The organism is Thalassomonas actiniarum (assembly GCF_000948975.2).
In the GTDB taxonomy this organism is placed as follows: domain Bacteria; phylum Pseudomonadota; class Gammaproteobacteria; order Enterobacterales; family Alteromonadaceae; genus Thalassomonas; species Thalassomonas actiniarum.
Window position 1 is genome coordinate 5,226,456 of record NZ_CP059735.1, and the last position, 15,256, is coordinate 5,241,711.

General features: G+C 51.6%; 1 protein-coding gene. It reads right to left on the reverse strand.

What is annotated here, in order from left to right; translation table 11 throughout:
* Positions 1–124 precede the first annotated feature (124 nt).
* Positions 125–15,250 carry a non-ribosomal peptide synthetase gene (locus tag SG35_RS22895; RefSeq protein ID WP_044830442.1) on the reverse strand — a complete coding sequence of 5,042 codons (15,126 nt, stop codon included), beginning with the start codon at positions 15,248–15,250 and terminating at the stop codon, positions 125–127.
* Between the last annotated feature and the right edge of the window lie 6 nt (positions 15,251–15,256).

Genomic DNA, 15,256 nt, shown 5'->3' on the forward strand with positions numbered 1-15,256 from the left:
AAAAAAGTTGTTTTTACAACTTTTAGCTTGCTTAGCCACTTCCCGAGATCTCCCTCAAAATAGTGGATAAACAAGCCGCTATAACCAGCCGGGATAAATAGCGCACATGCCACTGTTACCCATTTTAAATCACGATTTCGGTCTGATTATTTAACCTCTCCAGGGACAGTTTCAACCGCTTTGCCAGAGCGCTGACATAGGGTTGCTTCACCATATCGCTGTGTTTACCTTCAACATCAACAATCTCGATTTCCCCCGAGCTGATATCACTCCAGCCATAATCGGCCAAGGCATTATTTTCCGATACCGGCTTAGCCACTTTAAACAGCTCCAACGGCAAAGACGAAGATTTTGCCTGGTACTGATTAAGGGCCAAACTGGTATCAACCAGATAGCGGAAATAACGACTCATGACTTCGGCTTCAATACCATCCGGGGCAAAACCATTGGTCATGGCTTGCTGCACCAGAGCGGCGATACCGGCATCCTGGGTACAAGTCTCGATTGGTGACCAGTCAAACTCGTCTTCAAACAGACCTTTGATCCTTTGATACCAAAGGGCTGGCTCGGCATCCGTGGAATCAAGTACAGGCGCTTCATCAAAGAGTCCCAAATAGGCAATCTCTTGCCCCCTGGCCGCAAGTTGCACCGCTACTTCATATGCCAGCGAGCCCCCCAACGACCAGCCCAGAAGCACATAAGGGCCGCTGGCCTGTACCGCCATAATGCCTTCAACATAATAAGCCGCCAGGCTTTCTATGGTTAAAAAGCGCAGCTCAGTTGCCAGTGCCGGTGTTTGAATACCGTAAAAAGCGGCTTGATCTTCAACCTCTGTGGCTAAGTCGGCATAACAGCTGACGGTGCCGCCTAAGGGATGTAAACAAAAGATATTGGTTTGTGCCTGGCTTTGGTTAAGCTTAATAATACAGGCACTTAAATCCTCATCATCCCCTTGCCCCCCAGCTTCTGCCGGACTTACCATCAAGCTTTCACTTTCAAGCCCCTCCGGCATTTCCCCTTGAAAATCAATCAGCTCGGTTAAGGCGGTTTTTATTAACACTAACAGCTGCTCAATTGAGCTTTGACTATGCTGGGCCAGGTTAAAACCAAGATCGAATTTCAAGCAGGCCGACGAAATCAGGGCATTGATAGTGAGTTCATGAGTTTGTCGCCTGTTTTCACTCATGGCTAAACCGACATCTTCACCCGCCACCGATAAACCATCATTATCCCGAGTTACCTGATCAAATTGTCCTAAATAGTTAAATAGCACCGCCGACTCAGGTAGGTTCGCAAATGCGGCATCCTGACTTAAATATTTTAAGATGCCATAGCCTATGCCGTGATGGGGAATTTCCCGGTAGGCCTGCTTCACCTTGGTCGTCAGCTGTTCCAGATTACCTTCACCATAGCCATCGCCATCATTCAGCCTAAGCGGATAAAGGGAAGTAAACCAACCCACCGTTTGGCTTAAATCCAATTGCTCAGTCAAAGACTCACGGCCATGCCCTTCCAAATCAAGCTGAAGCGCGGCTTGTCCGTTCCAGCGCTGCATTCCGAGCCAAAGCGCGGCGATAAGCAACTCATTGATCGACAGCCGGGCTCCCTGCCCCGATTGTGCTAACAATTGCCCGGTTAACTCCTGCGTGAGTTCAAAACCGGCATTAGCCAACTGTGTCTGCCCGGCAAGCGCTTCAGGACCAGAATCAGGTGGAGCAATCGAAGTTGCCAACGGCAAAGATAAGGTTTCAAGCCAGTAACTGCGCTCCTGCTTCAAGCTCTCGCTTTGAGCATAATCCTGCAAAAATGCCCCCCACTGCTGGAAAGAAGAAGTTTTATCCGCCAATACCTTAGGCTGCGTAGGATCCTGGCTTGATAATAATGTATCCACATCTTCAAGCAAGATCCGCCATGACACCCCGTCCACCATAAGGTGATGAATAATCAGCAATAACCGGCTGTCATTACTGTTATTGGTAAAATGCACCACCTTAAACATAGGGCCGTCAGACAAAGACAGGCTTAACTGTGCCTGCTGTGCATACGGCGTCAGGACACTAAAGTCCTCTCCGGGTAACGGCTGAAATACCAGGGTTGAGTCCAACATCTGCTGGTCAAAAGCCTGATGATAGCCGCGCCAGCCATCATCTGTCTTTTCAAAGCGCAGACGCAGCGCATCATGACGCTGATATAAGGCCGTAACCATCTGCCTTAGATGTTCGGGTTCCAGCTGTGTATCCAGAGTCAACAGCACCGACTGATTGTAATGATGAAGCTCGGTTTCATCGCTGAAAAAGTCATGCTGGATCGGCAATAATGCCAACTCCCCTTCTACCGCCTTCTGTGGTGCCAGCACCTGCTTATTGGTTTTCACTTTAGCCGCCAGCGCCCGTATGCTCTGGAATTCGAAAATATCCTTCACACTTAAGGTAAGACCCACCTGACGGGCTTTTGATACCAGCTGGATGGATAAGATCGAATCTCCCCCCAGGGCAAAAAAGTTGGCATTGACGCTTAAGGTTTCTGCCTCCTGATTTAACAACTCACTCCATAGGCGTACTAAAGTAAACTCGGCTTCATTACTTGCAGCCTGGTAATCCCCATCACCACCGTTATCTTCAGGCTCGGGCAAGGCGCTTTTATCTACCTTGCCGTTAGGCATCAAAGGAAACTCAGGCAATACCAGATAAACCGAAGGCAGCATATAAGCAGGCAATACCTTGGCCAATTCGCTCCGAATTCCCTCAATGGCCTGTTTACCGTCGCCGTTGCCGTTGCCGTTGCCGTTAAGCAGCAAGTAAGCCACCAATCGCGTCGGCTGATCGCCATCATCACGCGCCAGTACCACGACACCGCTAACCTCGGCTAACAGCGATAATTGCTCTTCTATCTCCGCCAGCTCGATACGGAAGCCTCGTATTTTCACCTGCTCATCAACACGCCCGGCAAAAGCCAGCTGACCATCGGCCAGATAACGCACCCTGTCACCCGTACGATACAGGCGTAAAGCCTGTCCGTTTGGCAGCTCCCAGCTGATAAAGCGCTCATCGGTTAGTTGTGCCTGGTTGAGGTAACCCCGGGCCAAACAGGGGCCGCCGATATATAATTCACCGGTAGCACCAAACGGCACCAGCTGAAGGTTGTTATCCAGTACGTATAAGGCTCTGCCAGTTAAGGCTTTTCCTATCGGCAGCCAGGACCGGGCAACATCTATTTCGCTGATGCTGCTGGTAATGGTTGCCTCGGTCGGGCCATAGGCATTAAACAGGCGGCAAGTATCCGCCAGCCCCAGCTGCTGCCACCTGGACAGGATACCCAAAGGCAAGGCTTCGCCCCCGACCACGACCCGGTTCAAACTGGTTTGCTGCCAATAGCTGGATGAAAGCTCACTTTCCCGCAATAACTCCATCAAATAAGCGGGAGATAAATCCGTCACCGTGATCTGATGGCGGTCGCTGTAACGATAGAAGTCTTCACTGCTCCAAACCTTATCATCCCTAAGGTGCAGACAAGCGCCTGTGGCTAATGCCGCAAAGGTTTGCTCAATAAAAGTATCAAAACTGACGGAGGCAAACTGTAAAACATTATCCTGCCCTTTAAGCTGCAAATATTCCTTCATCACCTGCACATGCAAGCTGGCACTGCCATGTTCTATCATCACCCCTTTAGGCTGCCCGGTCGTACCCGAGGTATAGATCACATAAGCCAGGCTATCAGGCCGCCATTGTTGAGGCACTTCTCCCTCATATTCTCCGGAGCGCCACAGCTGCTGTACCTTGTTTTCATCGATACAAATCGCCGTGACCTTCTGCTGCTCAGGCAATACCCGGATATCCGAGCGGGTAACCAGGTATTGCATGCCGCTGTCCTGCATCATATAAGCTAAACGCGCTGCAGGATAAGCGGGATCCAAAGGCACATAGGCAGCACCTGTTTTTAATATCGCCAACAGGGATACCATCATATCCAGGCTGCGTTCCAGACAAATCCCCACCAGGCTGTCCGCTTCAACCCCTTGCTGACAAAGGTGATAAGCCAGTTGATTGGCCCTTTGCTCTAACTCCCGGTAACTCAGTCCCTGCTCATGGCAAAATACCGCAGTGTTATCCGGGGTTTTTAGCGCCTGTTGTGAAACCAGCTGGTGGATTGCTAGAGGTTGACTGTCAAAGTCGGCATTTTGGTTAAGGGTTTGCACCAGGTACTCCTGCTCCTGGCGGGGCAGTACCGTTATGTCCTGCAGCTTCCTTTGCAGCTGGCTACCGTCACTGACGATATTTTCCAACAAGACACCAATATGTTGCGCCAGGCGCTGTATCTGCTGCGGAGCAAACAAGTCGCTGTTATATTCCAAATCAAAGGCCAGCTGATCCCCCATATCCACCGCGTTTAAAGTCAGATCAAATTTAGCGCTGACCTCTTCCGGTTCAATCAGGCTCAAGGCGACCTCAGGCAATGTCAGGCTGACATCCTCATTGGTATCCATGGAAAACATGATCTGGAATAACGGAGAATAAGCCGTGCTGCGCTGTGGCTGCAATTGCTCCACCAGGTATTCAAACGGGGTATCCTGATGCGCCAGGGCATCCAGGTTCACTTGTTTCACCCGCTCCAGATATTGCTGCAGAGATAACTCCGGCGAGCAATCAAGACGTAATACCAGGGTATTGACGAAGAAGCCCACCAGGGATTCCAGCTCTTTTTGCTGGCGGTTCGCCACCGGAGTACCGACAACAATATCCGATTCGCCGCTGTTGCGGGATATCACCAGGGAAAAAGCGCCGTGTAATAACATAAACAAACTGATCTGCTGCTCGGCGGCAAACTGCTTTAATTTTTGCGACAGTTCGCTACTAAGCGACCAGGAATATTCCGCCCCGGCAAAGGTTTGATATTGTGGACGAACACCCGACAGCGGCAGGTGGTGTACCTGAGGTAATCCGCTTAATTGCTGCTGCCAATAGCTAAGCTGATCTTTCAGCACATGCTCGCTGAACCAGTGGCGCTGCCAATGGGCATAATCGCTGTAACGTAATGCCAGTTCGGGCAGCTCTGGGCTTTCCTTGGCAGACAGTGCGTGGTAAAGAGATGAAAATTCTTTGATGATCAAACGGGTAGACCAACCATCAGAGGCGATGTGGTGCACATTAATCAGCAACACTCCCTGATGTTCGGCTATCTTCAGGTAACTTGCCCTGAGCATCACATCCCGGGATAAATCAAATAATCCCGATTGATCTGCGCTGATCAACTCCCGCAGCCGGTGATCTTGCTCTTGTGCCGCCAAATCGCTGAGATCATGTTGGGCGAAGTTGATTTCCGCCTGTTCCATGATAATTTGCGTCGCTTCCCCGCCTTCAGTGCTGCTAAACACAGTACGCAGCGGTTCGTGGCGGGCTACGATGCGGTTAAAAACCTCCCGGGCAATCTCTGGGCAGAAATCTCCTTCAACCTTAAGGGCAAAAGGAATATTGTAATGGGCACTGCCACCGTCCATCTCATCCAGGAACCATAACCTTTGCTGGGAGAAAGAGGTCGGCAACTGTTTCAGTAAAGCACTTACCGGCTTAATTTTACCGCCATCAAGCATTTCAGGTGTTTGCGCAATCAACCCGGCAAGCTGTCCCAACAGCGGATGTTCAAAGATATCCCGTACCGCCAGCGCTTTATTAAAGGCTTGCTTAATTTCGGCAATCAGGCGCACCGACAGCAACGAGTGCCCTCCCAATTCGAAAAAGTTCGCCTTAAGTCCCAGTACTTGCTCTTCCACCGACAACAAGGAAGACCAGATGGCCGCCAGGGCTTTTTCCCCTTCAGATTCAGGTGCCTGATAATCCTGCGCCAGATGGGCATGATCAGGCTCGGGTAAGGCTTTACGGTTCACCTTACCATTAGGGGTTAACGGCCATTCCTTAAGCGGAATAAAGACCGACGGCAACATATAAGCAGGCAAACGGGTGCTGAGTTCGGTACGGATCAGCGACTGAATATTGCCCTCATCCACAGATACCGGCTGCTTAAGGGTAAAATACGCGGCTAACGCCGGTTCATCCCCGTAAGGCATCACCACTACATCCTGGATAAAATGCAGCTGCATTAAATGGCTTTCCACTTCACTGAGTTCAATGCGGTAACCGCGGATTTTTAACTGATGATCTATCCTGCCAAGATAACTCACCTGGCCCTGCCCGGTGATCCGCACCAGATCCCCGGTGCGGTAACCACGCCCGGCGGGAGTGTTGATAAACTGCTGCTTAGTTAATTCCTTCAAACCGGCGTAACCTAAAGTAACGCTTTTACCCACCACCACAAGTTCACCGACCATGCCCGGCGGCACCGGGTTGCCGCTGCGGTCAACCACAGTAGTGGCCACACCGGAAATGGCCTGTCCCAACGGCACATAAGCCTGGGTTTCCCGGCCGGTAACGCCATAAAAAAGCACATCAGACAAGACTTCGGTGGAGCCATACAGGTTAACGAATTGTGTCTCTGGCAAACGCTCTACGAACTGGTGCGCTAACGAAGTCGCCAGGGCCTCACCGCTGACAAACCAATAACGCAGCCGGGCGGAAAACTCCGGCTCAACTCTCAAATAGGCATCTATCGCCCGCATCAAAGAAGGAGCGGTGACCATACGGGTTACCCCGCGCTCTGTCAGCTGCTGCAAAAAGGCTTTTGGATCTTTGACCACATCCCGGTCAAACAGCTCTAACGCCACTCCGCCACACAGGGGCACCCAAAGTTCCCACACCCCACGGATAAAGGCCATAGAGGTAATATGGGCTGCTCTTTCCTCTTGCAGATAAGGGAAAGCCTGGTGCATCCAGGAGACCCGGTTATAAAGTGCACCGTGGTTACCCAGAACGCCTTTGGGGCGTCCGGTAGAACCCGAGGTAAAGATCATATGGGACAGGGTTTGCTCACCAATGCCCGGACATGCCAGATTTTCACCCGGATAAACCTGGCGCTGCATTATCACGGCATCATCGTTTATCACCAGCACTTCGGCCAGAGAGGTGAACTCAGCCGCCCAGGCTGAGGTCTCAACATCTGTCAGCACCAGGGATGCCTGAGAGTCTTCCAGCATCATGGCAATACGCGCTATCGGCAACTCCTGCGTTAACGGCACATATGCCGCCCCGGCTTTTAATATCGCCAGCATAGCCACCACACGATCAACCGAGCGAGTCATGGCAAAAGCCACCCGGCTATTCAGGCCGATGTGATACTTATCCTGCAACAAGGCGGCAAGCTGGTTAGCCTGCTGATTTAATTCCCGGTAACTCAAACGGCTGTCTTGGGTCACGACCGCATCGCGATCACCGCCCCTGGCCACCTGGGCTTCAAACAGGGACAGAATATTTTCCGGCTTCCCTTCTGCCGGCATTTCCTGGACACTATCCGTCTCGGGAAGCCGCTGCCAGCTTGCCGCCGCCGACCAGGCATGGGAAAACACAGATGTTTCCGGCGTCTGCATCAGAGCCGTCAGCAATGCATTAAATTCCCGGGCCGCCAGCTCGATATGTTCGGCATTAAACAGCCCGCTATCGTACACCCAGTCAAGGCGGATCAGATCTTCTCCCTGCTCTTGGTACTCGTTGATATAAAGGGTGAGATCATATTTATTTTCAAAGCCCTTTTCCTCTTCATATGAAGAAAAGTTCAACCCCGGAAAACTGACGTCCGTGCCCGGGGTATTGTTCATATTAATCAACACCTGGAACACCGGGGTATGCTTCAAACTCCTGACCGGGTTTAAGTGCTCCACCAATAACTCAAAGGGCACATCATTGTAATCCCCTGCCAGCAGGTGCTCCTGCCTGGTTGTTGACAGCAATTCAATAAAGGTTGGGTTATCGCCAAGATCTGTTCTGAACACCTGGGTATTGAGGAATAAACCAATCAGGCCATGAAAGGCCTTCTGACTGCGCCCGGCGCTCGGAGAGCCCATAACTATATCGGTTTCATTACTCCAGCGGGCCAGGTGTATCGCAAAAGCCGACTGCAAGGTCATAAACAAACTCGCCTGCTGCTTCAGGCTAAAGTCTTTCATTTTCCGCGTCAGCGTGGCGGGAATGATCTGGCTAACCTGTGCTCCCTGCCTGTGTTCCAGCTCTTTTCTCGGCTGGTCCAGCGGCAAGCCGTGTACCTGGGGAATATCCCGTAATTTCTCCAGCCAGAATTGAATTTTCGGTGCTAAATGCGCTTCGCTTAGCTGGCTGTTTTGCCAGTGGGCAAAGTCAACATACTGCAGACTCAGCGGAGACAGTTCAGCATTCTCCCCCGCCAGCGCCGCCCGATAAAAATGAACAAACTCATTTACCAGAATGCCCATAGACCAGCCGTCGGCGGCAATATGATGGACATTCAATAACAGCACGCTTTCGCTTGCCGACAGGGTATATACCCTGGCACGCAGCATAAGCTCCCGGGTCAGATCAAAAGAAAGCTCGCTATCATAGGTAATGGCCTGAGACACCTGGTGCTTTTGCCCGCCGGCATCCACCTCGGTTAAATCGATAACCTTTAAAGAAAAATCGACATCTTCTTTAATGATTTGTACCGGCTTATGACCGTCACTGGCAAAAACCGTTCTCAGAGGTTCATGGCGTTTGATAATTTGTCTAAAAGCAGTTTCGGCAGCAACAAGATCAAAAGTCCCGGATAACCTGAAGGCACTGGCGATATTATATTGGCTGCTGTCGCTTGCCATCTGATCTAAAAACCACAACCTTTGCTGGGCAAAAGAAGCCTCATATGTCTCACGATTGCGCCCAATAGCAACAGGAGCAAATTGCTGAACATCCTGACTGTCTTGTTCAATCCGCTCAGCCAACGCCTGTAATACCGGATATTCGAAGATGGTTTTAACCGCCAGCTCCCGTCCGAATACCTCGTTGACTTCCGCCGCCAGGCGCACACAAAGCAGGGAGTGGCCCCCTAAGGCGAAAAAGTTGCCGTTGCGGCCGATTTTTTTGCCATCAATTGCCAACAACTCTCCCCAGATAGCCGCCAGGCGGATTTCCGCAGCCGTTTCAGGAGCAATAAAGAACGCCTGATCTTGGCTCTCAGGTACCGGCAAGGCTTTACGGTCAACTTTGCCATTGGTGGTAAAAGGCATGTTATCGAGTATCTGGATAACAGCAGGCACCATATGTTCAGGCAGGGCCGCCGATAAGTTTTGCCTCAAGCTTTCCCTTACCCGGGCCGGTTCCTGCTCCGTTTGCTCTAAAGTGACATAGGCAACCAGCTGCTTCAGATCCCGGGTATCTTCACGCAAGAGCACAACCGCAGAATTAACTTGTGGCTGGCTCGCCAGCAGGTGTTCGATTTCTCCCAATTCCACCCGGAAACCGCGAATTTTCACCTGGTCATCAATACGGCCGATATATTCAATTTGACCGTCTTGCTGGTAACGCACTAAATCCCCGGTGCGGTATAACCTTTCCCCCGACCAGGGTGCTGAAATAAAGCGCTCTGCAGTTAAGGTCTCTTTATGCAGGTAACCCCGGGCAAGTCCGGCTCCGCCTATATATAACTCCCCTTCGGCGCCAAAAGGCAGCAATTGCTGCATCTGGTCCAAAACATAACACTGCACATTGGCAACGGGATAACCTATGGTGTGCTTGTCTATCTTATGCTGGTGCCTTGCACGGGTTGCGGTAATGGTCGTTTCCGTCGGTCCATATAGGTTGTAATAACTGCGGTTATTGGCCCATAAATCGGCGATATCCCTGGGGCAATGCTCCCCGCCCGTGCCTACGACTTTTAACTTAGGCAACTCCCTATAACGCTGCGCCGCCAGTAGCGCCGCCGGAAAAATGCCATGGGTAATGTCATGTTCCGCCATAAACTGTGACAGATCCCTTTGACTATCCGTCAGGTACAAGGTAGCCCCGGCATTAAGGCAAATAAACAGATGGCTGATGGCTGGGTCAAAACTAAAGGACACCAGATGCAGTACACGTGAACTCGCTTCTACCTGAAAATCTTCCAATTCAAAGTAATTAAGATTAACTAAACCGCCATGCTCTACCGCTACTCCTTTCGGCTGCCCGGTAGAACCTGAGGTATAAATCACATAAGCTAAATCCGTTGCCGCCGCTGAAGAAGACAAAGCCTCCCCTTGCTGCCCTTTAAACGCGTCAATGCCTGCTTTGGTATTTTCATCATCCAGCAACACAGTGTCATACGCATAGTCGCCGAGTTTATGTTTCAGCGACGACTGGCTTAATACCAGCTTAAGGCCGCTGTCGCTGAGCATATAAGCCAGCCGCTGCTCCGGATAGGCGGGGTCTAAAGGCACAAAAGCGCCCCCGGCTTTAAGTACCGCCAGCAAGCTGATCACCAGCTCAAAAGAGCGCTCCAGGCATAATCCCACCAGAACATCCCGGCCAACTCCGCGGGCTTTTAAATAATGTGCCAGTTGCTCCGCTTGCTGATCCAGGGCGCGGTAGGTCAGGCTTTGTCCCTCGCAGATCATGGCTATGGCTTCAGGGCTTTTCGCCACCTGCTGCTCAAAAAGCAAGTGGATGCCCGGCGTTTGCGGGTAATCCCTGGCTGTATCGTTAACGCCGCTCAGCAAAAACTCCTGCTGCTGCGCACTGAGTAACGCCAAATTGCCGACATTGCTCGCCTGCCCGGTTAACATATCCTCAAGCAGGATAGTCAGGTTCTGTGCCAGGCCTTGAATGCGCTGGTTACTAAAGAGAGCTGTGTTATATTCAAACACCAGCTCTAATCCGGCTTCGCTCTCAATGGCATTGAGGGTGAGCTCATATTTCGCCTCCACCCTGTCTTCATCTAGTGGAGTAAAATCAAGCTCCCCTAAGGCAAACTCCTGGCTTTGGGTGGTGTTCATGGTAAACATGATCTGGAACAGCGGCGAATAACCGAGATCCCGCACCGGGTTCAGGTGCTCCACCAAATGCTCAAAAGGCACATCCTGATGCTGTTGTGCTTCCAGGTTGACATCTTTTACCCGGGCAAGGAAATCCGCCAGGCTTTGTTCGCCGCTGCAATCGAGCCTGAGCACCAGGGTATTGATAAAACAGCCCACCAGGGGTTCCAGTTCTTTTTGCAGCCGATTGGCTACAGGTGTGCCGATCACTATATCCGCTGTGTTGCTGTGGCGGGACAACACCAGGGAAAACGCCCCGTGCAACAACATAAACAGGGTGATGTTGTGCTCCAGCGCCAGCGCTTGTAGCTGCTTTAACCTCCCCCCGTCGAGCTGCAGCGAGGTTGTCGCTCCGGCAAAACCCTGGATTTTCGGCCGGTCAAAGTCCAGCGGTAAGTTATGTACCAAAGGCAACTGATTTAACTGCTGCTGCCAATAAGCCAATTGCTGCTCAAGCACATCACCGGCTAAAAAGTCATGCTGCCAGCAGGCATAATCGCCGTATTGCAGGCTTAGCGGCTCCAGCGTTACCACTTGCCCGGAAACAGCTCCCTGATATAGCTGACTGAATTCTTGTAACATCACGCCGATAGACCAGCCGTCGGCAGCAATATGGTGCATGTTAAAGACTAAGGCCCCCCGGGTAGCAGCCAGTGAGAAATATGTCACCTTAAGCATTAAATCAGCTTTAAGATCAAACACATATGCCCGCTGCTGATTTATTTTTTCTTTCAGTAGCTCGCTTTGCTCTTCCCCGGAGACAGCGCTCAGATCGATATCGGCCAGGGTAAAATCAAAGTCTTGAACAATGTGCTGTCTGACACCGCTATCGCTGTCGGCAAATACCGTTCTTAATACCTGATGCCGATGGATAATCTCTGTCAGGGCCGACTCGGCCGCCGCCAGATCAAAGTTGCCGTTCACGATAAAGGCGGCGGGCATATTATAATGGCTGCTGCCCCCTTCCATCTGATCGATAAACCACAACCTTTGCTGGGAAAAGGAGGCGGGTAACTCTTTTTTATCTTGGCTAACGGCAGTGACTTGCTTTCTGACAACACCCGTTTCTGCCTTCTGGATCCGCCGAGCTAATACCTCAAGCACCGAGGATTCAAAAACATCTTTGACCTGCATTTCAATCGCGAAGCGCTCGCGGATAGCCGATACCAGACGTACTGCCAGCAGGGAGTGACCTCCCAGCTCGAAGAAAGACGCCGAGGCGCTGATTTCTTTTTCCGTCAAACCCAGCAAACGGGCAAAAATTTGTGCCAAAGCCAGCTCGGCCTCGCCACTTGGCGCCTGATAAGCAGATGTTAACCGGCCGCTTTGTGCTTCCGGCAAAGCCTTGCGGTCCACTTTACCATTGGCGGTTAACGGCATTTTATCCAAAAGCACAAAAAATGCCGGGATCATAAAGGCCGGTAACCGCTGCTGAAGCAGCTGTTTTATGGCATCTTGCAAATCTGCCAATTCATCCCCGGCGTAACCGCTGTAGCCCTCAACCACAAGATAAGCGGCCAGTGCAGGTTCCTGTTGCTCGTTTTCAGTTACTAACACCAGGGCATCGAGCACCTGCTCACATGAAGCCAGTACCTGCTCTATTTCCCCCAACTCAATGCGGAAGCCGCGTATTTTTACCTGGTGATCAATACGTCCCAAAAATTCCAGGTTGCCATCTGCCAGCTGACGCACCAGATCGCCGGTTTTATATAAACGCTGCTTGTTTTTTCCGCCGCCCAGGTCAAGTTCGATAAACTTTTCCGCCGTGAGCGCCTCCCGGTTGAGATACCCCCGTGCCAGTCCTGCACCGCCGATATGCAACTCCCCGGCAACACCGGGAGGCACAAGCGCCCCTAGATCATTTAACACATAGGCCCGGGTATTATTGATCGGCCGCCCGATATGCAGACTTTCCTGCTCCGGCTCAAAACTGCCCATGGTGGCACAAACCGTTGTTTCCGAAGGCCCGTAGGCATTGATAAAACGGCGGTTTTCAGACCACTTACGGGCATCCCCTTTGGCACAGGCATCCCCGGCCACCACTAAGGTTTCAACCGAAGACCAGGCCCTGGCATCAAGATGAGGCAAGAGCACAGGCGGTAAAGTCGCATGGCTGATCTGATATTGACTCACCAGAGCGTTTAACGCCTCGGGCGATTTCACCGTCTGCTCGCTCGCCAGCACTAAACAGGCGCCCCGGGCCAATGCGGTAAAGAATTCTGAGGTGGCGGCATCAAAGGCCATGGAAGCAAATTGCAATACCTTACTGTTTGCTTCGATAGCAAACTCCCGGATTTGCGCCAGGGCCAGGTTGCATAAACCCTGATGCTCTAACAGCACACCTTTGGGCTGTCCGGTGGAGCCGGAAGTGTAGATGACATAAGCTAAATGCTCCGCCGTAAGAGTGAGGGAAGCACAGGGAATATTTTCGCTGCTATAGTTGCCAAGCTCGGTTAATAGCGCGTCATCATCAAGAAGCAACAGCTGGCTGCTGTCTAAGGGAAGCTTTTCAGTCAGGGCTTTTTGCGTTAATACGCAGTTTAAACCGGCGTCCGCAACCATATATTCCAGCCGGGCACCTGGATAACTGGCATCTAACGGCACATAAGCACCGCCGGCTTTGATGATGGCTAAAATGCCCACCAGCATGTCGAAGGAGCGGGTCAGAGATATCCCGACTAAGGTATCCGGTTTCACGCCTTTTTGCTCGATAAGGTAACGGGCAAGGCGGTTTGCCCGGCTATTAAGCTCACCGTAACTCAGCTGCTGGTTTTCCAGGATCAGGGCAGTTGCCCCGGGATCTTTTTCCACCCGCTGTTCAAATAATTCATGGATACACAAGCACTCCGGATAAGGGACGGCAGTGTTATTCCAGTCAAGCAGCTGTTGCCGGCGTCCGGCTTCACTGACTACCGGCAAGGCCAGGACATTTTCTTCCGGCTCATTGAGCAGGGCACCGACTAACAGCTCAAAACTTGAGGCCATGGCCTGGATGGTGCCAGCCTTAAATAAATCCCGGTTATATTCCCATTCCAGGCTGAGTCCTTGCTCACTTTCCTCAACCGTGAGGGTTAAATCATATTTTGCCTGGCTTTTCTCCTGTGCCAACGGCGTCAGGCTCAACCCCGGTAATTCCAGGCTGGTTTCGTCATTGTTTTGCAGCACCAGTACCACCTGGAATAACGGACTGTGCTGTAAATTACGCTCCGGCTGCAAACGCTCAACGATCTGCTCAAAAGGCACCTGCTGGTGACGGTAGGCATCGAGCAGCATTTGTTTGCTCTGCCCCAGCAGGGTTTTAAATCCGGGAGCGGCAGACAGATCGCAACGCAATACCAGGGTATTGACAAAAAAGCCGATAAGTCCGGCAACTTCCGCCTGTTCCCGGTTGGCTATCGGGCTGCCGATAACGATATCATTTTCATTACTGTAACGGCCAAGCAGTACGGAGAAGGCGGCATGCAAGCCCATGAACAGGGTCGCCCCCTGCTCCCGGCAAAGGTTTTTCAACTTCATCAGCTGATCTTGGGCGATAAAACTTTCCACCGCATCACCGGCAAAGGTTTGCACCTTGGGCCGGGCATAGTCCAGGGGTAAATTATGCACTTGCGGTAATTGTGCCAGTTGCTTTTGCCAGTAAGAAAGTTGTTTATCCAGCACTTCCCCTTGTAGCCACTGGCGTTGCCAGTGGGCATAATCGCCATACTGGATCGGCAAAGGCGGCAACACCGCCGCCTGCCCCTGCTGATAACCGCTATATAAAGCGCTGAACTCCTTAACCAATACCGACATCGACCAGCCGTCGGCGGCAATATGATGCAAGGTAACCAGTAACACATGCTCACTATCCGACAACTTCAGCACTTTCGCCCTGAGCATAAGATCATTTTTCAAATCAAAAGGCTGCTGCGCTTCTGTTGCAATACAGCTTGTTAACATCTCTCCTTGCTCCGGGGATGCCAATCCGGACAGATCTTCCAGCGTCACCCGGATGCGGTCAGCCGGGCGGATCATTTGCCGCGCCTCTCCGGCTTCGTCTTCGACAAAACAAGTTCTCAGACTTTCATGGCGCTTCAGCAGGGTATTGAAGGCATTTTCCAGGGCAGAAAAGTCCAGCTGCCCGGATAATTTCAACGCCCCGGGCAAATTATAGTGGGCGCTAGAGCCGTCCATTTGCTCAAGCAGCCACAACCTTTGCTGGGCGAAAGACAAGACACAGCCGCTGTCTTGCTCACCGGGCCGCTTGGTGATAGCGGGCACCGAAGGTTTGGCTGCTTTAGTTTTGGCCAAACGTTTTTTTAATAATTCACGTTTTTGTTCCAGGGTGAGCGCCTGGCTTGGAGTTTGCTCCATTATGCT